The following is a 21357-nucleotide window of genomic DNA, read 5'->3' on the forward strand; positions in this document are numbered from 1 at the left end:
ATGTCACTGACAATTCGCGACATCGGGTATTTCCTCGCCGTGGCCAGGACGGGCCAGCTGGCATCCGCAGCAGAAGCCCAGGGGGTGACGCAGCCTGCGTTGACCAAGGCGGTGCGGCGAGTGGAGGATGAGTTCGGCCTTCAGCTCTTCGAGCGCAGCGTGCGCGGCATGGCGCTGACAGCAGCGGGCCTCAGGGTGGCGGAGGAGATGCGCAAGCTGCAGGCCGCGTACGCCGACACCGTCCTGCTGGCCGACGAGATGCGGGCCCGGCAGGCGGGGCTCCTGCGCATCGGGGTGACCGACACCACCGCGGGCAATCGGATGGCCGCCGTACTGGGGCCGTTGCTGGTCCAGCGGCCGGGACTGCGCGTGCGAATGCGGGTGGACCGCTCGGATGTCCTGGCGGCGCAGGTTCGTGAGGGGGAGCTCGATCTCGCCCTCGTGCCTGCCTATGAGGGACAGCCTCTGGACGGGAACCGGACCAAGATCGACAACGACCCCATGCTGCCTTTAGTGCGGGCAGGGCATCCACTGGTGGCACGATCGCGCGTGTCGCTCAGGGATGTGACCGAATTTGGATGGATGAGCGGACCGACGAACTCGGCCGCCTATCGCGCTTTGACGGACATATTCACCCGCAACGCTCTGCCGCAGCCAACCGTGGTCATGGAGGTGCCGTTCGCGTCCGAGTTGAATCTCTCCGTGCTGGCCGCGACCGATCTGGTGACGCTGGTGCCGCGTTCGTTCATGCAGCATGCGACCGACGAACGATTTACTGTGCTGCCGGTCGCTGCGCTGTGCATCCCTCGCGCAGTCATCCTGCTTTCGCGGCCAGGGTCTGCGTGGTCGCCGCTGATGGAAACGCTGCGAGCTAGCCTTCTCGCGCTCAGGCCGCTTAGGAGATATCCCTCACCGAGGTGACATCTTCGCGCTGTTTCGCAAGGGAGCAAGAACGTCCGCTGTGGAGCAACTGCGCAGCGATCGACCGGCTACGACCGGTAAGGCGCAGCGGCGCTTCCGCGTCTTCGGCAGCAGCGCGCTTCTTATTGAACAGGCCAAGCTTCATGTTTGTGGGCCACGCCAAGTGTCAGCGAGTGCGCGAATTCTGGCCCATGTCTCAGCGTCCGATTCTGGCCGTCTGCGGATGACCGGACTGCGCCTCTCGCGGAAGCTCTTCGTCCGGTGCCCCAATCGATTGCTGGCAACCGGGAGCCGACTCAGGTCGCTTTGATTCCAAACCGCTTGATGATTTCCCCGTAGACCTGGGTCTCCTGGCGCATCCGCTCAGAAAAAGGCCCTGCCGGCATCGCGACCAGGTCAGTACCAAGAACCGCCAGCCGCGAGCGCGAGTCGCTGCGGTAGAGAACCGAGAACGCCGCCTTTGAAAGCACATCGACAATCGCAGGCGGTGTCTTGGCGGGAACAAGCAGCCCGTACCAAGTGACGAAGTCGTCGTTCTGCATCATGCCGAGCGCTTCGCCAAGGGTCGGTACGTTTGGCACCAACGGCGAGCGCTTTGGCTGCGTGACGGCAAATGCGACCAGCTTTCCACTGTTGATGTGCGGCAAGACGGGCGGTGCGCCGACAAGTGCGAAGGTCACCTCTCCCCCGAGCGCGGCGACCGTCGCGGGCCCGGCACCCTTGTACGGGACATGCATGATGTCCATGCCGGTCTGCATGCGCAGAACTTCGACGGCAATGTGCTGTGGAGAGCCATTGCCGGGCGTGCCAATACTGATGCCGCCCTTCTTCTTGGCTGCCTCCAACGCTTCGCGCAAGGTCTTCGCCCCCAGCGACGGACTGGCGACGAGGATATTCGGCGACTGGGAAACAAGCACCACTGGTGCAAAGTCGTTCACTGCTGAATAGCTCGTCTTTGCCTGCAATTGCGGCGTGATGTTGAGTTCCGGATTTCCGGCCAGCAATATCGTGTAGCCGTCAGGCTGCGCCTTCGCCACGGCCTCCGCGCCAAGCATGCCGCCAGCGCCGGCGCGGTTGTCCACGACGACTGGCTGGTGCAACTCTTCGCTCATGCCCTGGCCCAACATGCGAGCCACTGCATCGATGCCGCCGCCGGCTGCATATGGCACAACCATGCGAACGGGCGCGCTGGGAAAGGAGGCGCGCGCCGCATACGATGGTGACGCCAGCCAGCCAGCTGACGTTGCGCCCATCAGGGCGAGCATTGTTCTGCGCTTCATTCTTGTCTCCTTGTTTCGCCTGATGTCGCGTTACTCAGCCAATGATGCGCCCGGGATTGAGGATGTTCGTCGGGTCCAAGGCCTGCTTGAGCCGCCTCATCAGCGCGATTTCCCCCGCGGAGCGACTCACCGAGAGGTAGTCTTTCTTCAGGCGGCCAACGCCATGCTCGGCACTCACCGTGCCGCCGCAGCCGCGCAAAGCACCGTACGCAATCTCATCCACCGTATGCACACTGGCCTCGTCTACTGCGCCGCTGATGAGATGCAGGTTGTTGTCTCCCAAGTGCCCAAGGAACAGGTGCTCGGCCCCCGGCAGCTTCGCCTGTAGTTCGGCGTCCACCTTCTTGAGGTATTCACCCGTTCGAGCCCAGGGAAGTCCGATGTCAAGCGTCGCCGCCGGCTTGAGATGCGTGAGGACCTCCGGGATAGCTTCACGTATACGCCAGAAGGCTTCTCGATGCGCCTCGCTCGCAGCGATTGCGCAGTCGCTGACCTCGCCCGTCTCCATGGCGTGCTCAAGAGCTGCCTGCAACGCATCCTCTATAGGCTGACCAGCATTGCCGGTAGCCTCAATCAGGACGTGCCATGCGCCTTCGACGGACACGGGCGCCACGGCGCCTGTCAATCGGCACGCCAAGCGCACATAGCGGTCGGACATGAATTCGAATGCGCAGAGCGCACTGCCCAAGGTCCGCTTGAGCGAGCGCAGCAAACGGGGGAGCGCCTCGAATTCCGAAGCGGCGACCCATGCCGCTGCCGTCTGCCCCATTGGCGGGTGCAAACGTAACGTCAATCGCGTGATGATGCCCAGCGTGCCCTCGGTTCCGATGAAGAGGAACCGCGGGTCGAGACCGGTGCTGTTCTTGACGAGACGCGTAAGCGAAGACACAACGCTCCCGTCCGGCAGCACGGCCTCCACGCCGAGGACCGAATCCCGCATGGTCCCGTAGCGAATCACACGAATGCCACCGGCATTGGTGGCGGCATTTCCACCGATTTGGCAACTGCCTCGCGCTCCCAGGTCCACCGCGAACATCCACCCGGCCACTGCCGCCGCCTCTTGAACCTGTTGAAGCGTCGCGCCGGCTTGCACCTGCATTACGCCTTCCAAGGTGTCGATGTCCTCGACGGCATTCATTCGCTCAAGATTGATGACGATGTCGCCATCGGAAGGAACAGCCCCTCCGGCCACCCCCGTCATGCCGCCTTGCACTGTGATGGCCAGGCCCTCTTGCCTGCAGCGCTGCACCAGGGCAGCCACTTCCTCGGTGCTTCGCGGGCGGTGCACTTCGCGCGGTCGCCCGACCGTCAGGCCGCTCCAGTCGCTCAGGAAGCGCTCTTCGATTTCCGTGATGGTTGTGCTCATGACAGGCTCTGCTCCAGCTTTGTGGAGACCGGGGTCGAGGTGGACGAGCCGAGCTTGTGCGCAGTGTCGATGCCACCGTGCCGTTCAATGAGCTCCGCCTGGTCGGCCTTGGCCTGCCTGTCGACGAGCTGCGGGTCGCAGATGTCGTAGAGCGCGAGACGCATGTTTTCCAGAACCCCGGCATGGGCCGGGTCCTCAGCCAGGTCGCGCAGTTCTTCCGGGTCTTCCTGCAGGTCGAACAGCTCGGGGCGGAAGCCCACGTAATGGTGGTACTTCCATCGGCCCTTGCGCAGCATGAATCCGGCCGAGTTGCTGCCGGCGGCGTGGTACTCGCTGAGAATCGGGCGGTCCGGTTCGGGTTTCGACGTCGCGACCTGCAGCAGCGAACGACCAGTTCGGTTCTGCATCTCAGGCGTGGGGTCAATCCCGGCGCCCTCGAGGATGGTTGGGAACAAGTCCAGCAGGTCGACTGGGGTCTCGCAAAAGGATGGTGTGATTCCGGGGCCTGCCATCAGCATGGGAACTTTCACGCTCTCTTCATAGAGCGTTGATTTGCCCCACACACCGCGAGCCCCCAGGTTATCGCCGTGGTCCGATGTATAGATGACCCGCGTGTTGTCTGCGAGCCCAGAGTGGTCGATTGCACGCACTATCTGACCGACGTTGTGGTCGAGCCAGCTGCACAAGCCGTAGTAGGCCGCGAAGGCGCGCAGGCGCTCCTGCGCGTCGGCGAAGCGGTCTTCCGAGCCCATGAAGTCCGCGTATTCCTGCACCCAAGGGTGCCTGCGGTAGCCGCTGCTCGGATGGAGCTTGGGCTCCGGCAGGCTGTCCAGCGGATACAGGTTGAAGTACTCTTCTGGCACAACGAAGGGGAAGTGCGGCGCGACCAGGCCCACGTACAGCACGAAGCCGTGTTCTTCGTTGCGCGCAGCGGCTTCCTTCAACCACTGCACCGCCCGATGGGTCACGGCACGGTCGTATTGCGTGTACGACGATTCTCCCGGCCCGATACGGTCCCCCAGCATCCGCGGGCCATCCACGCGCGGACGGAAGGGGTCGCGAATGGAGGCCCAAACCATCCCATGACCGCCAACTACGTGCATCGGCAGGTGCTCTTCGTCGAAGCCCGCCGGGTCCTCCACGCTGCGGTAGTGCAGTTTGCCGATGCTCTCGACGCGCACATGATGTTCCTGCAGCACATGCCCCCAGCCCCGCTGTTCGCCGGTGTAGGGCATGGCGTTGTCCCACAACCGGACCTGATGCACGCGAAGGCCGGTCGCGAAGGCCGCACGCGCTGGAACGCAAATTGGGCTCGGCGTGTAGGCGTTGGTGAAGCGGATGCCGCGCTTGGCCAGCGCGTCGAGGTGGGGCGTCTTGACGAAGGGATGCCCCGAGCACCCCATGATTCGCGGGTCATGCTCATCAGACATGATGACCACCACGTTCTTTGCTGGCATGTTTAGTCTCCGGTTGCCGGAGCCTCGCGGGCTCCCATGCATCGGAGTGTGGGCAATGCCGACGCTCGAATCCAATACCGTCTTCGGCTGGCGCGCCTTCAGTTTTTCTTATGGGCCGGTTCGATGAGCCGACCGTACAGGAGGCCCGCCTCCAATTGCCGGCGTACAACCTCTGCGAGCAGGTCTCGCACAGCTACTGCAGCGGGGGAAAGTGGACGTTCCTGCGGCCAGACAATGGCTTGCACCCGACTCAGGTTCGTGCCGGCGATGGGGCGACCCACGATTGATTTAGCGGCGACAGCCTCGATGCAACTGCTCGGTGGCAGGATGGCGTAGGCCAACCCCTCCTTGACGACAGCGACCAACATCGGTGGACTATTCAGCTCATATCGGACGTCCAGCGGTTGGTCGATTGCGAGGGCCGCACGTTCGATGATTTTGCGCAGATCGTGGGCGCGGTCGGGGGCTGCCAGCGGCCACCGGGCAAGCTGCGCGAATGCAACCTCCGCCAGCTCTCGCCGCATCAATTTGGCCGCCCCATAGATCATGAAGTGCTCCTCGAATACCGGCACGGCCTCCATCCCCTGCAGTTCGGAGGGACTCGGCATCAGGGCGAGCTGCGCGTGGCCAGCTTCGACTTCTCGCCGCGCCTCAGACGACAGTGCATCGCTCACGGTGAGCCTGATGTCGGGATACGAAGTAGCAACCGCATGCAGGAGCGGCGCGATGACGACACCGGCCACGGAGCCCGCCACCATCAGTCGGACGGCGCCGGCCGGCAGCGCGTCCTGACCATGAACCTCTCCGCGAAGCGTGTCGAAGCTCGCGATGAGGTCCAGGGAGCGGTCATAGAGACGTTGACCCTCCGGTGAGAGGTCGACCCCTTTGGCATGACGTACAAAGAGCTTGGCGCCAAGTTCGTCCTCCAGCGCAGCAATGTTCTGGCTTAGCGCCGGCTGCGCAATTCCAAGACGCTGTGAAGCGCGCGAGAAACTGCGGCTGCGGGCAATCTCGACGAAGTACTTCAGCTGACGTAGTGTGATGTGCATGGCAACCGGTGAGAATAGCCCGGAGTCTCCATTACTGCCGCCCAAGCATCTACGGGCTTACCCACGCCCGAACCTGATTGGGGAGCGGCCGCTTTTGGGGCATTTTCCAGAAGTGTGTGCAGTGTCGGCTTCTGGCCGGGTTCGGCCTTCTAGGCCCAATCGGCCCGAAGCGGTCTCCCGCTTCCCGCATGCATTCCTTATGCCGGATTGATTTTCGCAACGCGCGTTGCATGACGCCCGCCTTCGAACGAGGCGCCCAAGAACGAGTCCACGATATCAATCGCCGTGCCCAGGCCAACGACTCGCGCCCCGATACAAAGCACGTTGGCATCGTTGTGCTGGCGAGACATCCGAGCGGTCAACGGCTCGCTACAAACCACCGCGCGGACTGCAGCGTGCCGATTGGCCGCGATTGACATCCCCACGCCTGTTCCACATATCAAAATTGCGCGCTCGATCTCGCCACCCTCGATGGCTCGGCCCACCGCGTGCGCAAAGTCGGGATAGCCCATCCGTGGCGCCGGCAGTTGGCCAAACAAACCGCCATCCGGCCGTTTCTCGATGCGCTCTACCGTCCACCCGAGTGGCTGATCGATTGCCCGGATGAAACGCTCGTCTGCCGGTGCGAAGAAGTGACGGCCGGCCGCATCCGTGAAATGGCCCGACTGGGCTGCGAAGGCCCGAACCAGACCAAGTTCTTCAGCCGCTGCGGCATGGGGCCCTGCCAAGGCCGCATGTGCAGCATCACCGTGACACAGGTTCTGGCCAAGGCGCTGGACCGCGCACCTCAGGAGGTGGGCGCCTATCGGGTCCGAGCGCCGCTCAAACCCGTCCGCCTGGACTCGCTTGCCGCGCTGGCGCATGCCGAACCCACTGTCGCCACTCTAAAAACATCCACAAAGATATAAACATGTCAGACATCCAACGCCATCACTCCAACGCTCGAATCAGCAAGATCGTGACCCACGGCGGGCTTGCTTACCTCAGCGGTCAGACCGCGAAAGGCAGCGCTGCCGCCGAGTCCGGCATCAAGGAACAAACCGCGGAAGTGCTATCCCGCATCGACGCACTGTTGGCAGAGGCCGGCACCAATGCGCGCCGCCTACTCACCGTCACCATATACCTGCGCGAGATCGCGGATTTCGCAGGAATGAACGCGGAATGGGAAGCATGGCTCGAAGGGCACCATGCCGCCGCGCCGACGCGCGCGACCGTGAAGGCAGCCCTCGCTACCGGCAGCCTGCTAGTCGAAATGACAGCCGTTGCGGCCCTAGCTTGAATTCGCTGCCAATAGTACCTATTCGCACCAGCCTTCCAACGCCGGCAGTCGCTGCAAAGCGGCCTTCGGCAACTTCGGCCGACGTCTCGGTCATCGAATTTTCGCCCTCACTTCCGCCAACTCACGATAAGTGGGCGTTTACGAAGGTAGGTGTTGCGCTGGCAACGCAAGGGCGCGTGCCAGGACGCGGGTGGCCGCGGCGCTCGCTGGATACCGGAACTGCAGTGCAAGTACGCGCAGCACTTCGAAACCGTGCTGGGCGACAGCGCTGTCACACGTGCGCTCTCGCGCTCCGACAGGTTGTCCCTCACGTGCAGCCGCCCGGATCCTGCCAATCATGTCCATGGTGATCACTCCTTGAACCCCGCTGCTTAAATAAACAGCAGGGTCGGCTGAACATCTGGCTCACTTTTACTTCGGCACTAATCCGCATAACTGGCTCACTTTCCGGTTGGCGCCAACAGGACCAAGGCCCTGTTGCCCGGTGCCCTGCTTTTCAACAGCCGCTCCTGCATCTCCGTGCCCACAACTTTGCTTGGCGCTTGAATCCGTCGCACTTTTGGATTACGATCGTACTATTAGATTATGGCCATAATCCTAAGTGTGCCTCCGAACACAGAGGCCGAGCCAGTCCTAAATCTTCAGAAAGTGAGGTTGTCATGCAGGAAAAAATTGAAGCGCACAACGAACCCAACGCCGACGCGTTCGCATCACTTGGCGTCGCTGCAGCAGCTGACGCCATCCGCAAGGGCGAGATTTCGTCTGAATCGTATGCGAAGGCGCTGCTACAGCGGGCCCGTGACCATGCCGACTTGAACTCGTTCATTACGATTGACGAAGAAGCTGTGCGGGAAGCTGCCAGGACAGCTGATAGGGCAATTGCCTCCGGGGCAACCGCGCCGCTGCTTGGTGTGCCTATTGGGATCAAAGATAGTTATCTTACGGAAGGGCTTCGTTCAACCATTGGTCTCTCAAGCCTAAATAGTTTTGTACCGAGGCATGACGCCGATGCGGTGCAGGCCATCAAAGACGGCGGCGGCATTGTTTTCGGCAAGAACAACCTGGTGGAATTGTCATTTGGCCTGACCGGTCACAATGAAGCCTACGGTCAAGCGAAGAACCCCCATAACGTAAATCACGTCTCAGGTGGATCGTCCGGTGGTGGCGGTGTGTCCGTCGCCGCACGCCTCGTGCCCGCGTCCTTGGGCGGCGACACCATCGGCTCGATTCGTGTGCCGGCATCGTTGTGCGGCGTGGTTGGCTTCAAGCCCACCACTGGACGTTGGCCGCGCAGCGGTGTTGCGCCGATCTCTCATACGCTTGATACCACAGGTGTGTTCGCCCGAAACGTGGACGACTGCATCCTGATCGATCGCGTTGTCACCCGGGACGAGACTCCTGATATCCGCACGCATTCCGATCTGAAAGGCGTCAAGCTAGCCTATGCGCCGCGTCAATATCTTGAGCTGGTAGCCCCTGAGATTGAGGCACAGTTCAGAGAAAGCATTCGTCAACTGCGTGACGCTGGCGCTGAAATAGTGGAGATCGACTTAGGGGATGATTTCTCTGGCCGAGCACTCACCGCGACTTGGAACATTTTCTTCCGCGAGGCCAAGGCAGCGCTTGAGAAATTCATTCACCAAAACAACGTTCCGACTACCTTCGACGAAATCTTTGGCGGTCTCAAGCCGGGGATCAAAGGTGCATGGTCCCAATTCGTACTTCCGACCGGGCAAGGTTACATCTCCGAGGAGGTCTATAACACGGCGCTCTCGGCCGAACGCGCGGAAATCAAGCGTCGGTATGCTCAAGCATTCTTGAGCACTGGTGCCGAGGCATTGATTCTGCCTACAACGCCAGCCACAGCGCCGATGATCGGGCAGGAAGACAAGATTCTGTTGGATGGTCAGGAGATGAGCCAACTGGTGCTTGCCAATAACACTATTCCTGCAAGTGCGGCTGGGCTTCCAGGCATTAGTCTTCCAATCGGTCTATCAGACGCGGGGCTTCCGATTGGTATTGAACTTGATGGTCCCTTTGGTCGAGACAGAGCGCTGCTGTATGTTGCCCGCCGCGTGGAGGCGGTGGTGGGCACATTGCCGGCACCCATCTAATCGCAGCTTCAAAACAGAACATTCACTAACTTCGCGGCCTTAACTGGCTGCGTTATCGCAAGGAATTGATATGTCAAAGTCGACTCATGAAATAAAAACGATCGCTGTCGAGCACGTCACCATCTCTTCGAATCATTCGTTCGCCATAGTTAAAGCCAAGCTGGAGAGACTGATTAATCGCATTGATGACGGCATCTTCACCTTGCTGCGTTATGGCGAGACAGCACGCGCATTGAAGGAGCTTGAGGCCTTGCCCGCTCTGTCGATCTTTGGGTTCCGAGACCATGGTGCGTTGTTAGGTATCGTTGGCCCGCGTCGGCATTCGGTCCAATACGACATTGGAAATCCCCTGACTGCATCGAAAATGACACGCCACAATATCTCAGCCGGACTTTATGCACCTATCCGCGTTCTTCTCCGTGAAGACGCGAATGGGGTGGTGGCTTTTGAGTATGACCGCCCCATTTCGATGTTTGGACAGTTTGACAGCCCGGAGGTCGATCTGGTAGCTGCACAACTGGACAAAGACCTTCGCGCTGTGCTGGAAGAAGCGGTGTCGTGAACTAGTGTGTGCGCGGGAGTGTGGTGACCGCTTCTCTCGAGAGGCGCCTCAGATATTCAACGATTGGTGAAATTTATGCGTTTCGAAAAAGGTCATAAGGAAAATACACGCAGGCGCATCATTGATGTCGCTTCAAGGCGATTTCGACGAGACGGTATCGCGGCGTCAGGCCTGGCCGGCATTATGGCTGAGTCAGGATTGACAAATGGTGCCTTTTATCCCCATTTCGACTCCAAGGACACGTTGGTCAAAGAAGCCCTTTCAAGCGCTTTGAATGACCAGCGCTCTCTATTGACGAACGAAGGGACCGGCGCAGTTGATATTGAGGATGCCATTCGTCGATATCTCAATAAGTCTCACTTGTTGGGTTGTGATGAAGGGTGTCCTTCCGCGGCGTTGCTGCCCGAGATTGGCCGTCAGTCTGAGCCGACCAAGAAAATGTATGAGGAGGCATATTCTTCTTATGCTGAAGGTCTAGCAATGTTGCTTCCAGACCCTAAGTCCAGCCAAAGTCGACGGCAGGCAGCGACTATTTTTGCTCTGTTGGTCGGTACGATCCAAATTGCTCGCGCCGTGTCAGATCCACAGCTTGCGGAACAAATTTTGGAGGATGGGGTGCAAGCAGCACTGAAATTGTCGCGCTAACACAATGCATGCCAATGATTACCGCTACTGCTGGATGAAATTGAGAGGAAATCTCGGCAACGGGAATAATCTCCATCCAAATCACACCCCAATTTATCGATGCCAATGCGTGCAATTTTTACCGGACGCCTTCAGCATCGCTTCGGCAGGATATTCAAGTTTTTGAGGAAGAATTTATGAAAAAAATCATAGTAGCTTTCGCGCTCTTAGCTTCCGCGTTAACCTCCGCCTCCTCGATTGCGGCAATCGCCCCAAAACTGGAAACAGCCAAGACCCAATTTATTGAGGCAAATGGTACGCGCTTTGCCTACCGCAGGATTGGAAACAAAGAGGGAACTCCACTGATTTTGCTTCAACACTTCACGGGCACTATGGACTATTGGGATCCTGCGGTCGTGAATAGCTTGGCAAAAAGTCGCCCAGTGATTGTCTTCGACAACACCGGTGTCGGTGCAACAAGCGGAAAGGTTCCAGACAATGTTGGTCAAATGGCTAAGGATGCGCTGGTCTTTGTCAAAGCCTTGGGTTTCGACAGAGTGGATTTACTGGGCTATTCCTTGGGAGGAATGATTGCCCAGACATTGGCCGCAGAAAATCCTGAGCTCGTTCGCAGGGTAGTGCTCGCGAATACCGTCCACCAAGGTGGCGGCAATGACTTGTTGAACGTCGTGCAGCAGGCCATGGAACAAAAGACCTATGCTGATCCCCGTATGGCGCTCTTTTTCACCAAGTCTGAGGAAAGCATTGCTGCTGGTAAAGAATTTCTCAAACGTACTAGTGTCAGGAAGCACGATCGTGACCCGGAGGCGGGACCTGATGTGGCGGATGCACAGGCCAAGGCGATCATCGTGTTTTCGACGACTCAAGACCCTTCAAATAAGCTTCTGAAATCAATCAATCAACCGGTGCTGATTGTGACTGGCAGCAACGACTCGATGCTGCCCAGCGAAAGTTCGTATGCAATGTTTAAGATCCTGAAAAACGCGTGGCTGGTGATGTATCCGGATTCGAACCATGGTGCGATATTTCAATACCACGAGCAGTTTGCAAAGGAGGTGAATACATTCCTTGCACGTGAAGTTGCAAAATAGAGGGCCGCAGTGGAACTGCGACATCTACGATGTTCTTGGCCGAACCGTATTCCATTAGAGGAGGTATTGCATTTCCGTTGGTACTCTGTGATTCGTTGACCTGCCAGGGGCAAGCACGCCGAGTAGATCGTGCTTCGCGACGGGTTGCGCAAGCCGCTGATTGCCGAGCGTAGGCGCGTCCACCAGTTGGGCGCGCACCCCGCTCCAGTCGACCGTAGGGCGCCATTCCGTTCAACAAGGGAAGCACGCCAGTGCGAGGCCCCACTGCCGGCTCAATGCCGTTGATGTACTTTCCAGGTCGTAGCCCTTGCAGCTGATCATGACGAGGTATAACGGTGACTTCAGCTCGTCCACGGTGATCGTATGGGCAGGTTCTGCAAAGTCGACCAGTACGCCGCGCACGGTGAGTCCATCCCGTGGCGCTGCGCCTCGCGCGATGGCCGAACGAGGAAGGTCACATCTGCGCCTGCACGGAGCAGCCTGGCGCCGTAGTAGCCGCCCATTGCGCCAGCGCCGAGCACGAGAATATTCATGATGTCCTATGGAGCAAGCGAATCACGGAGAAGCAGAACGAGACTTCACTGCTCGCCCGGCTTCCAGTCCGGGCTGTACCCACCGAGGGCGGGGTGGTACATCTCATCGCCTTCATGTTGGGTGAATTCGACATTCAGCCGGTCCTCTCGCAGGCCAAGCATCTGGATGCAATGTGCGCAAAGGGCCTTAGCAACTTCCATCCGAAGCTCCGCGGAGCGTCCTCGCCGAATGTCGAGCATCAGGAGTGCCACTGGAACGGGCTCTGCATTGGCCTCCGCAATGCGCCAGACAGTTCCAGGGCCAAGTTCCCGGATCGCCACGGTTATGCGGCGGATATCCACGCTCATCATCGATGCATAGGTCCTGCTCATCCGCAGGGCCAGCTCCTTCTTCGCTTCGACCGGGTAGGTTTCGTTCACGTCCAGTTGCAGATACGGCATCTTCGATTCTCAGGTTGTTGTCAGTACAAAAGAAAAACAATCACCGGCAGGTAGATGAGGCCGAGCACCGCCATGTATTTGTGCGCTCGGTAATAGTCGGCTTTCTGCGCCGCCGGAATACAGAGTAGACCGCCGCATCCGCCGACGATCACATACTCCTTCAGCGCCTCGGTCTCGAGCGAGTTCGTGCTCATCGGTGTGCCCTTCAATCAACCTTGATGTCGTACTTGCGCACGACATCGGCCCACTTGCTGTGCTCCCGGTTCGTCAAGTCGGCGACGTCCTGCGGCGAGCTGCTGCCGAGTTCCATTGCCATGGCGCTGAACCGCGCCTTCGTCGCCGAGTCGTCAATGGCCCTGACCACTTCCTTGTTCAGCTTGGCAATGACCTCGGGCGGCGTGTTCGCCGGCGCCACCAGCGCGAACCAGACGGCGGCATCGACCCCGAGCAGCCCTTCTTCCGCCAGCGTCGGCACGTCGGGAAGCGCCGCGACGCGCCGAGGGCCGACGATCCCGATCGCATGAAGCTTTCCAGCCTTGATGTGCGGCATCGAGTTCAGCACGATGTCGCAGGTCATCTGCGTGTCGCCGCCGAGCACGCTCGCCAAGGCGGGGGCGGTGCCGTTGTACGGCACGTGCAGCATGTCCACGTTGGCCATCGATCCGAAGAGTGCGCAGGCCAGGTGCAGCGGATTGCCGTTGCCGTTCGAGGCATAGGCGAAGCTGCCAGCGCGGCTGCGGATATAGGGGATCAGTTCCTTCAGCCGGGTGGCCGGCGTGGCGTTCCCGACCACCATCACTAGCGGTGCCGAGGCGACCAGGGACACCGGGGCAAAGTCGCGGTCTGGGTCGTAGGCAAGCTTCTTGTAGACCAGGGGGTTGACCGCCAGGCTGGCGGACGAGGCCATGAACAGCGTGTACCCATCCGCTGGTGCCTTGGCGACTATCGAGGCGGCGACGATGGTGTTGCCGCCCGGCCTGTTCTCGACGATGAACGGCTGCCCCGCCGATCGGCCGAGCCGCTCCGCGAGGCTGCGCGCCAACTGGTCCACGGGCCCGCCCGCGGTGTACGGCACAACGACCTTGACGGGCCGCGAGGGGTAGCTCTGCGCGGACGCGATCGTCGAGGCTAGCGTCGAGGCAATCACCAGCACGCTCGCCGTTCCGATCCGGGCCAGGGTCTTCAGGCGGGCTCGGGTCATGGCGTGCCGACCTGGATCAAGACCGAGTGAAGCCGCTCGTCGAGGATCGCCGCCACCCGGTCAATCTCCGGTTGACCGAACTGGCCGAACTGCGTCGAAGGCTTGTCGTACTCGAAGGTCGAGCCGCCTTCCGGGTTTTCATAGAGCACCACCCGCAGCGGCGCATAGAGCCCGGCCGCAAGGTCGATGCTCGTCATCTGGACGGCGTACAGCACATTGCCGATCAGGTACGCGGTCGCGTTCCTGCGTTCGCCCTCCAGCGCCAGCCAGTCGCCGTGCGGGCCGACGTAGTGGATGGCGAGCCCGTCTTTGCCCGCCGCCTTTTGCAGGGCAGCGCGCACGGCTTCGATCTCGTTCTTCTTCAACAGATTCCGGATGGTGTCGTCGAGCCTGCCCAGCCGGGATTCGAGCGCCGTCTTGACGTCGGCATAGGGCTTCGGCGTGCTGATCTTCACGTGGTCCACGGGAAGGACGGAAGTCGTCACCGTGATGTCGGGTGCTTGGGATGGGTGGGTCATGGAAACTCCTGCTACTGTGGTTCGAGCTTGACGAGCTTGGCGATGCGACGGAACTTGTCGACTTCCTGCTGATAGAACTCGGCGGACTGAGCGAGCGTCATGGATTCCACAGGCAGCGCGGCCGAGTCGCGAAGGAATCGCTGGAACTCCTCGCCCTTCACGATGTCCGCCAGCGCCTTGCCGAGCCTGTCTGCCGTGGCCGGGGGCGCCGAGGCCGGGATGAAGACGGCCGCCCAGGCGCTGTAGACGAAGTTCTTGAGGTACTTGCCCTCGTTCAGCGTGGGGACCTGCGAAAGGAAGGGGTTGCGCTTGGTATTCGCGACGCCGATCGCCTTGATCTTGCCCGTGCGCAACAGCTCCTGTACGTTGGGCGCCAGCGGCACGAAGGCCATGTCGATCTCGCGGCTGAGCAGCGCCTGGACGACCGGCGCCGCGCCCTTGTAGGGCACGTCCATCAGCCGTGCGCCCGTGGCTGCGCCGAAGTCCGCGGCCACCAGGTAAGGCGCTGAGCCGTAGCCCCAGCTGCCGACCGTCAATTCCTTGCCGCCTGCCTTCTTCGAATGCTCGATGAGTTCGTCGACGCTGGCGAAGGAGTGCTCGGCGCTCGTCACCAGCGTGAAGTCGGTCGGCAGGATCGTCGCCAGCAGCCGGTAGTTCTCGGGCTTGTGCTTCACCTGCGACATTGCGAGGGGCGAGAGGATCATGTCGTTGCCCGTCGTCACCAGCAACGTCTGGCCGTCGGGCGGCGCCTTCAGCACGCTGGCGGCGGCGATCGATCCGCCGGCGCCGGGAAGGTTCTCGATGATGACCGTCTGCCCGAGCGCCATCTGCAGCGGCAACTGGATCTTGCGGGCCGCGACGTCTGCCGGGCCACCTGCAGGATAGGCCACACGCAGCACCATCGGCTTCAAGGAGGTTCCCTGCGCAAGTGCGGCGCCGAAGGGTTGCAGCGCGGCCGCGGCGATGATCCAGCCCACAAGGCGGCCGGTTCCGTGATTGCGAGTCTTCATGATGAGCTCCGATAGGGATGTCAGTTGACGAGAGACCGGAAAACGGAAAAGTGGAAACTACTCTGTGGACTGAAGCAGCGCGGGGAGGACCTGCCCATGGTTGAAGCCGAAGCCGATGCGATTGAATCCATCGCGCTCGCACCACCCGTGGAAGATGATCGCGTCGCCATCCTCCAGGAAGCTTCGACGCTCGCCGTTGCTGAGTTGCACCGGCTTCTTGCCGGCTAGGGCAAGCTCCATCAATGCGCCTGCTTCCGCCGGCTCGGGCCCGGAGATCGTGCCGCTCCCCAGCAGATCCCCCGGCTGCAGATTGCAGCCACCAGCCGTGTGGTGAGTCACCATCTGCGCGACGGACCAATAGTGATGAGAGAAACTGGTGCGCGACATCGCCTCGGGCGGGAGCCTAGCTTCTCGCATGCAATGAGTCTCGATCGACACTTCGAGACGGATGTCGATGGCGCCCCCCGCACGATGTGACTCGCTCTCCAGGTAGGCCAATGGCTGCGGATCCGCTGCGGGGCGGGTCCACGGCTTCCTGTACGGGGCCAGGGCGTCCATCGTGACGATCCAGGGCGAGACGGTCGTCGCGAAGTTCTTTGCGTGAAACGGTCCGAGCGGCGTCATCTCCCAGGCCTGGATATCCCGCGCCGACCAGTCGTTGAGCAGCGAGATGCCGAAGACGTGGTCCTCGGCGTGCGAGATAGCAATACGCTCGCCGAGCGCATTGCCAGTGCCGACATAGATCCCGAGCTCCAGTTCATAGTCGAGGCGCCCAGAAGGCCCATGTTCGGGTGTGGTGCTTCCGTTCCGCAGCGCCTGGCCATAAGGACGCCGGAACTGCTGTCCCGCCACCCCGATGGAAGACACTCGCCCGTGGTATGCGGTGGGAACCCATTGGAAGTTCCGGGGCACGTCGCCCTGTGGGTCCAACAGACGGCTGATCGCTCGGGCGTGATGGATCGAGGTGTAAAAGTCCGTGTAGTCGCCGATGCGAACCGGGAGCGCATGCTCGACTTCGGTCCGCGGAAGCAGGCAGCTTCGGACCGCCTCGATCTGCGACGGCGTGACGGCCGCGTCCTTGCGGAGGAGTTCGAAAAGCGCGTGCCGCAATGCGCGCCATGCCCCGGGCCCCATGGCGAAGAAGTCGTTCAACACCGGCGCAACGCAAGACTCTGCGGCGCGCAGCGCCGGACCGTCCAGCAGCTGCGTCTTGCTCAGGGCGGCGAGGTCCACCACCTCGTCGCCGATGGCAACGCCGCCGCGCAACGGTTCGCCGCTCCCTGCCCTTCGAAACACGGCAAATGGCAAGTTCTGGATCGGAAAGTCGGTGTCCGCCGCATTCGCGCTTCCCAGCCAACTTGTCGCGGCGGCATCGTGGGTGTGATCGATCGTGCGCATGTGTCGCCTCGCCCTCTGTTCAGTCGAACGCGCCAGCGGGGCTGCGACGGCTTCGCAGTACGCCCTGCTTGCGCAGTATCTCGATTCGCTCGGCCGGGATGCCCAACTCGCCGAGAACTTCATCGTTGCTCTCACCCTGGAAGTAAGGCAAGCCTGGCGCCGGCAGCTCGGAGCGGCCGAAGCGCCACGGAGGTCCAGGCATGCGCACGGTGCCGCCTTCACGGTCGTCGACTTCGACGATCGCGCCCCAGTCTTTTGCCCACTCGGATTCCGCGAGATCCTGCGTGCTGCGCACGACGCCGATCGCCAGGCCCGCTTCGCTGACTTGTGCCTGGAGTTGGTCCAGATCGGTGAAGGTCAGGATCCAGGCCTTGACCTCGGCCATTAAGCTCGCGAGGTTGGCCTTGCGAAGGGTGGCCGTGGCAAAACGCGGATCCTTGAGCAGATCGGTGCGGCGCATCATCGAGCAGTACCGAATGAACATCGGCGAGAACACGGGACTCGTCGCGATGGTGAGGCAGCGGCCGTCCGGCAGCTCGAAGATCGGGGACTCGTTGGCGCTAAGGGCGTACGGTTCATCATTGACGTCTAGCCCCGACAATTGCGCGCCGGCGCGTTCATTAGCCGACAGCATCGTTGCCGCCATGGAGACGTCCACGTACTGCCCCTCTCCCGTGCGCGATCGATGCTGTAGCGCGGCCAGGACGGCGATGACCCCGTGGAGCCCCGTGTAGACGTCGGCGTGGCTGCATGCATCATTGCGCATATCGACCATTGCGCCCTCGTAGTGCTTCTGAAGGATGTCCGTCAGGCCCGTCTCGGCGTGGACCGTCGGCGCAAATGCAGGCCGGTTGCGCCATGGCCCCGTCTGGCCATAGCCGCTGATCGAGACATAGACGATCTTCGGATTGAACTTCGCGACGTCGTCGTAGCCGAAGCCGAAGCGCGCGAGCGTGCCGGGACGGAAGTTCTCGACGATCACGTCCGCGTCGGCGCAGAGCTTCGCGATGATGTCGCGCGCCTCGGGCCAGTTCAAATCGAGGCTGATGTTCCGCTTGCCGGCGTTCTGCTGCGCGTAGTACGTCGACATGGAGCCGACATGGGGCACGCCCGCGCGCCCCACGTCGCCCGCCGGGGGTTCGATCTTCGTGACGTCGGCACCTAGATCGCGCAGCGCTTTGGTGCAGCCCGGACCGGACAGCACGCGGGTGAAATCGATGACCCGCAGGCCTTCAAGTGGCGCGCTCATGGTCAGTTTCCTTCGAAGACGGCAGAACCGGCCCCGGTCGCGGCGAAGGCCGCGAGGCCGCGCGCCTGGTCCGCGCTGTTCCACATGGACGTGTTGACCTCTTCCTGGCGTGCGTCGGCGGCCGCGATGCCGCCGCGGGCCGACAGGTTGGCAACCGTCTTGATGCCGCGCAGCGCCACCGTCGCTCCCGCGGCCAGTTGTTTGGCCCATGAGATCGCCACGCTGGAAAGTTCGTCTTCTGCTGCGACCAGGTTGATAACGCCCCAGCGCTCAAGCGCTCGAGGATCGTGGCGCCGGCCGAACATGGCCATTTCCTTTCCACGCGCCACGCCCGCGCGCTGCACGACGCGCTGGACGCCGCCGAGTAGCGGCAACAGCCCGAGCGAGGCCTCTGCCATGCCGAACGATGCCGTGTCTGCCGCGATGATCATGTCGCACATCAAGGCCAGTTCGAAGCCGCCCCCCAGGGCAGCGCCGTGAACGGCCGCGACCGTGGGGACCGGCACGTCTTCCAGGGATGCCCAGAGCCTCGCAAGCTCCTTCTGGTCCCAGCGCTCCGAGGCGAGGATGTCGAGGTCCGCGCCGGCGCAGAAGTGACGCATCGAGCTTCGCAGCAGGATGGAGCGGCATCCCTCCTCGACCGCCTTGGCGTAAGCCGACGCCAGTTCCTGGAGCATGGCGTTGTCGATCAGGTTGTGCGGCGGCTTCGCCATGCTGACGATGCCGACGGCACCGTTTTTTTCGTACGAAATCGAGCTCATCGATCTTCTCCTTGAGGTGGCTTCGCCGGGATGGCCATCGCACCGTTGGAGCCGACGATAACGGTGTTAACAAGATTTGTTATCGGTGTTAACCCGAGGGCATAAGATCAGTGTTACACGACCTACGCTTGTAAGATCGAGCGAGTTCCAAGGAGCCCTTCAGCGATGACCATCAAGGCGTCAAAGACACCCACCCGTAGCGCTTCGCGAACCGCTGCCAGGAAGCCGCGCGCCCTGCCCTCGCAGCTGCGCGAGCCTTCCTATGAGCGCGGCGGATTGCGCAATGCCCTTGTCGAGGAAGGTCGCAGGATGTTCGAGGAAAACGGCGCGAGCGAACTAAGCCTGCGCGCGCTGGCACGCCGACTCGGCGTGTCCGAAGCGGCGCCTTCGCGCCACTTCAAGGGCAAGGAGGAGTTGCTGGCGGCTATCGCGATCAGCGGCTTCAAGCAGCTTGCCGAGCAGCGCATGGAGATCTCCGCGCGGCACCTGTCTGCCCTGCCAAAGGCTCGCGAGATGATGCTGAGCTATGTGCGCTATGCCCAGACGCACGCGGGGCTGTTCGACCTCATGACAGGTCCTCGGCTATTGCAGGAATTTGTGCGTGGCGATGTCGAAGCGACGAGCAATATCTCGTACTCATACTTTTCGAACTCAGTCTTCGAACTGGCGCTCGAGAGCGGCTGGGACGAGAAGCAGCTCCATTATCTTTCGCATGCGGCCTGGTCGATGGAGCACGGCGTCGCGGCGCTCATCCTGGGTGGGCGCATTCCACGCACCGACAGCAATCTCGACACACAGCGCATGATCGAGTTCTCAATCGATCTGCTTCTTGCTGCTGTCGTCGCCGGTCCGGAACATTTCAAGCGGAGTCAGGTGTAGCGGGCGTTTCCACATCAAGCCTGAATTCTGGCGCGACGAAGTGTTTGCGGCCAGCGGCCGAATTCCCGCTTGAATGCCCTGCCAAAATGCGACGCGTCGCTGAACCCCACGCTAAAGGGCTGCCTCGGTCACGTTGCTCACGCTGCCATCCAAGAGGAGTTTGTGGCTTGCGGCCATCCCATCGGTCAACGAAGGCCGGCCGTACCGCCCTAACATGGACACGGATGGCAGCACTGTGATCCGCCGACAAGATCTTGAGATCGTGGACGATTTCCTGACTTATTTGAGTCTTCATTCATATAAGGGCGGGGATCTCATTGCCTCTGCGCTGATAACCGGGCCAGTCCCAGGGAAACCCAATTCAGAGTTTCTTCGACTGGCCCGCAAGTTGCGCCGCTCGACGCCCCGCTTGACGCCGGACACGGAACTCTGGGCCAGGGAACTACGGCTCAACTACAACTACTTTTCCAACCTCAAATAGTTGCCGGATACCTTCACGCTGGCAGACCCGAGTCTTGGCTGGACTCGAAGCAAGGATCCGACAGATGCTGACGGTGAGCGCCCCCCCGCCGTGCTGCTATCGACGAGGCCAGAGCGGCAATCTTAAAAGGCTGGGCCACGGAAACATCTCGTGGCCCAGGTGGCATGGCACGGCTAGCGGCATTCAGCCCATGCGGCCGACTAACTAGTCTCGGGAACCAACTGCAGAGGCCTTAAAAACAATCCGGGCCCAAAACTCCCAGATGTTCCAGTGGCGGGCGAAGACGCGACTACGCTGCTCCGTTCCACAGGTGCTCCGGTACTCCAATTCAAACCCCGCGAGAGGATTCTTTTCCCCAAGCGTTTTCAAACCGAAGGCACCGTGTAGCTTCACCACTAGCAGCAGGCCGGAGCGCCCTTCTCGGAAGAAATCACCAGAATGCAACGCAAATTCCCGGGTCTGTTCCCAAAAGGCAATGCCCTCTACTTGTCTCGTGGCCGCCGTGCACGGCATCTCAGCTTGCGCGCGAGGATCAAGATGCTCCCCGAGCTGATACCCGCAGACTCTTCCCTCGGCATCGATCATGGTGTCGAGAGCGCCCGCTGACGCGGATTGGTGGGCGGGCTCCACTTCCTCGATGGTCCACTGGTCTAAGAAAAAGTCCGCTTCGATTTCTTCGAGGGTGATGCGCGACTCGTCGAAAGGACCAGACTCGCCGCAGAAAACAGCAAGATCTTGCATCAGCCACACCAACGAGTAGCGGCTGTTCGTCGCCCACTCGTCGATGATCACTCTCAAATGAGGCGGATCGGATTCGCCAGCGGTGCGCAAGCCAAGTTGAACTACAACTGGCCCGCCTTGGTCGACCAAGGCTCCGAAATTATGTCGATACCCACGAGCCCCAATGAAATCGAAGCTCGCCGGCTCCCCGTCGCCGTCGAGCCCTGAGAAGGTGGCAGTGTCTCCCTTTACTTTCATTTTGTAGAAAGGATAGTTCTCGCTCAAGGAACGAGCGAGCTCCTTCTCGGAAAGGTGAGCATCGGTGCCCGGTGGAGCGAGATCGATGCGAAACACTAGACGGCGAAGCGCGACGAAGTCGTTTGAAGAATCGAATTCCATTTT

The 21357-nt window shown here is 61.1% G+C and carries 22 protein-coding genes and 1 pseudogene; 8 read left to right on the forward strand and 15 right to left on the reverse strand.

Features of this window, described 5'->3' with window-relative positions:
• Positions 1–921: a LysR substrate-binding domain-containing protein gene (locus L1081_RS29275; RefSeq protein WP_489416992.1), complete on the forward strand. Its 921-nt coding sequence runs from the start codon at positions 1–3 to the stop codon at positions 919–921.
• Positions 922–1217: 296 nt separating this feature from the next.
• On the opposite strand, the gene L1081_RS29280 is transcribed toward L1081_RS29275, so the two are convergent.
• The 5 genes from L1081_RS29280 to rpiB form a co-directional block, all read right to left on the reverse strand.
• Entirely contained in the window at positions 1218–2201 is a 984-nt protein-coding gene (locus L1081_RS29280) for a tripartite tricarboxylate transporter substrate-binding protein (protein WP_489416993.1), read from the reverse strand.
• Between the two features lie 34 nt (positions 2202–2235).
• Positions 2236–3567, reverse strand: a complete 1332-nt coding sequence (locus L1081_RS29285) for an FAD-linked oxidase C-terminal domain-containing protein (RefSeq protein WP_489416994.1) — start codon at positions 3565–3567, stop codon at positions 2236–2238.
• Entirely contained in the window at positions 3564–5024 is a 1461-nt protein-coding gene (locus L1081_RS29290; RefSeq protein ID WP_489416995.1) for a sulfatase-like hydrolase/transferase, read from the reverse strand. Before L1081_RS29290 ends, L1081_RS29285 begins: the two co-directional genes overlap by 4 nt.
• Before the next feature lie 98 nt (positions 5025–5122).
• Positions 5123–6073 carry a LysR substrate-binding domain-containing protein gene (locus L1081_RS29295; protein WP_489416996.1) on the reverse strand — a complete coding sequence of 317 codons (951 nt, stop codon included), beginning with the start codon at positions 6071–6073 and terminating at the stop codon, positions 5123–5125.
• Between the two features lie 197 nt (positions 6074–6270).
• Positions 6271–6585, reverse strand: coding sequence for a ribose 5-phosphate isomerase B (gene rpiB, locus L1081_RS29300; protein ID WP_489416997.1), 315 nt, complete (start codon positions 6583–6585; stop codon positions 6271–6273).
• Between rpiB and L1081_RS29305 the strand changes: the two are divergent.
• From L1081_RS29305 to L1081_RS29330, 6 genes and pseudogenes are all read left to right on the forward strand, one after another.
• Positions 6580–6981: pseudogene (locus L1081_RS29305) on the forward strand ((2Fe-2S)-binding protein); the annotation flags it as partial. The gene rpiB and the pseudogene L1081_RS29305 overlap by 6 nt on opposite strands.
• 2 nt (positions 6982–6983) lie before the next feature.
• Entirely contained in the window at positions 6984–7352 is a 369-nt protein-coding gene (locus L1081_RS29310) for a Rid family hydrolase (RefSeq protein WP_489416998.1), read from the forward strand.
• A 659-nt stretch (positions 7353–8011) separates the two neighbouring features.
• Positions 8012–9466 carry an amidase family protein gene (locus tag L1081_RS29315; protein WP_489416999.1) on the forward strand — a complete coding sequence of 485 codons (1455 nt, stop codon included), beginning with the start codon at positions 8012–8014 and terminating at the stop codon, positions 9464–9466.
• Between the two features lie 70 nt (positions 9467–9536).
• On the forward strand, positions 9537–10028 hold the full coding sequence (locus L1081_RS29320; protein ID WP_489417000.1) for a DUF302 domain-containing protein: 492 nt from the start codon (positions 9537–9539) through the stop codon (positions 10026–10028).
• A 75-nt stretch (positions 10029–10103) separates the two neighbouring features.
• On the forward strand, positions 10104–10673 hold the full coding sequence (locus L1081_RS29325; RefSeq protein WP_489417001.1) for a TetR family transcriptional regulator: 570 nt from the start codon (positions 10104–10106) through the stop codon (positions 10671–10673).
• A gap of 176 nt (positions 10674–10849) precedes the next feature.
• Positions 10850–11764 (forward strand): alpha/beta fold hydrolase, encoded by a 915-nt coding sequence (locus L1081_RS29330; RefSeq protein ID WP_489417002.1) that lies wholly within the window; start codon positions 10850–10852, stop codon positions 11762–11764.
• A 341-nt stretch (positions 11765–12105) separates the two neighbouring features.
• Here L1081_RS29330 and L1081_RS29335 read toward each other — a convergent pair whose 3' ends face one another.
• Genes L1081_RS29335 through L1081_RS29375 form a run of 9 tightly spaced genes read right to left on the reverse strand, consistent with a single transcriptional unit; the run spans position 12106 to position 18875 of the window.
• A complete protein-coding gene (locus L1081_RS29335; protein WP_489417003.1) occupies positions 12106–12297 on the reverse strand; it encodes a 2-dehydropantoate 2-reductase N-terminal domain-containing protein in 192 nt (63 codons plus the stop codon).
• 45 nt (positions 12298–12342) lie between these two features.
• The gene (locus L1081_RS29340; protein WP_489417004.1) at positions 12343–12738 is read right to left on the reverse strand and encodes a tautomerase family protein; all 396 of its coding nucleotides are present in this window, start codon (positions 12736–12738) and stop codon (positions 12343–12345) included.
• 20 nt (positions 12739–12758) lie between these two features.
• Positions 12759–12932, reverse strand: coding sequence for a hypothetical protein (locus L1081_RS29345; protein ID WP_489417005.1), 174 nt, complete (start codon positions 12930–12932; stop codon positions 12759–12761).
• A gap of 11 nt (positions 12933–12943) precedes the next feature.
• Positions 12944–13939 carry a tripartite tricarboxylate transporter substrate-binding protein gene (locus tag L1081_RS29350; RefSeq protein ID WP_489417006.1) on the reverse strand — a complete coding sequence of 332 codons (996 nt, stop codon included), beginning with the start codon at positions 13937–13939 and terminating at the stop codon, positions 12944–12946.
• Entirely contained in the window at positions 13936–14457 is a 522-nt protein-coding gene (locus tag L1081_RS29355) for a DUF302 domain-containing protein (RefSeq protein WP_489417007.1), read from the reverse strand. Before L1081_RS29355 ends, L1081_RS29350 begins: the two co-directional genes overlap by 4 nt.
• 11 nt (positions 14458–14468) lie before the next feature.
• Positions 14469–15467: a tripartite tricarboxylate transporter substrate-binding protein gene (locus tag L1081_RS29360; protein ID WP_489417008.1), complete on the reverse strand. Its 999-nt coding sequence runs from the start codon at positions 15465–15467 to the stop codon at positions 14469–14471.
• Between the two features lie 57 nt (positions 15468–15524).
• Positions 15525–16865, reverse strand: coding sequence for a fumarylacetoacetase (gene fahA, locus L1081_RS29365; protein ID WP_489417009.1), 1341 nt, complete (start codon positions 16863–16865; stop codon positions 15525–15527).
• Between the two features lie 19 nt (positions 16866–16884).
• Complete coding sequence (locus tag L1081_RS29370; protein WP_489417010.1) at positions 16885–18114, reverse strand: CoA transferase; 1230 nt, start codon at positions 18112–18114, stop codon at positions 16885–16887.
• 2 nt (positions 18115–18116) lie between these two features.
• A complete protein-coding gene (locus tag L1081_RS29375; protein ID WP_489417011.1) occupies positions 18117–18875 on the reverse strand; it encodes an enoyl-CoA hydratase-related protein in 759 nt (252 codons plus the stop codon).
• A 165-nt stretch (positions 18876–19040) separates the two neighbouring features.
• Between L1081_RS29375 and L1081_RS29380 the strand changes: the two genes are divergently transcribed.
• A complete protein-coding gene (locus tag L1081_RS29380; RefSeq protein WP_489417012.1) occupies positions 19041–19754 on the forward strand; it encodes a TetR family transcriptional regulator in 714 nt (237 codons plus the stop codon).
• Between the two features lie 685 nt (positions 19755–20439).
• Here L1081_RS29380 and L1081_RS29385 read toward each other — a convergent pair.
• Positions 20440–21354, reverse strand: coding sequence for a hypothetical protein (locus L1081_RS29385; protein WP_489417013.1), 915 nt, complete (start codon positions 21352–21354; stop codon positions 20440–20442).
• Positions 21355–21357: the final 3 nt, after the last annotated feature.

Origin of the sequence: Variovorax sp. MSC1_012, from assembly GCF_023667525.1 — a bacterium.
GTDB classification, from domain to species: Bacteria; Pseudomonadota; Gammaproteobacteria; order Burkholderiales; family Burkholderiaceae_C; genus Variovorax; species Variovorax beijingensis_B.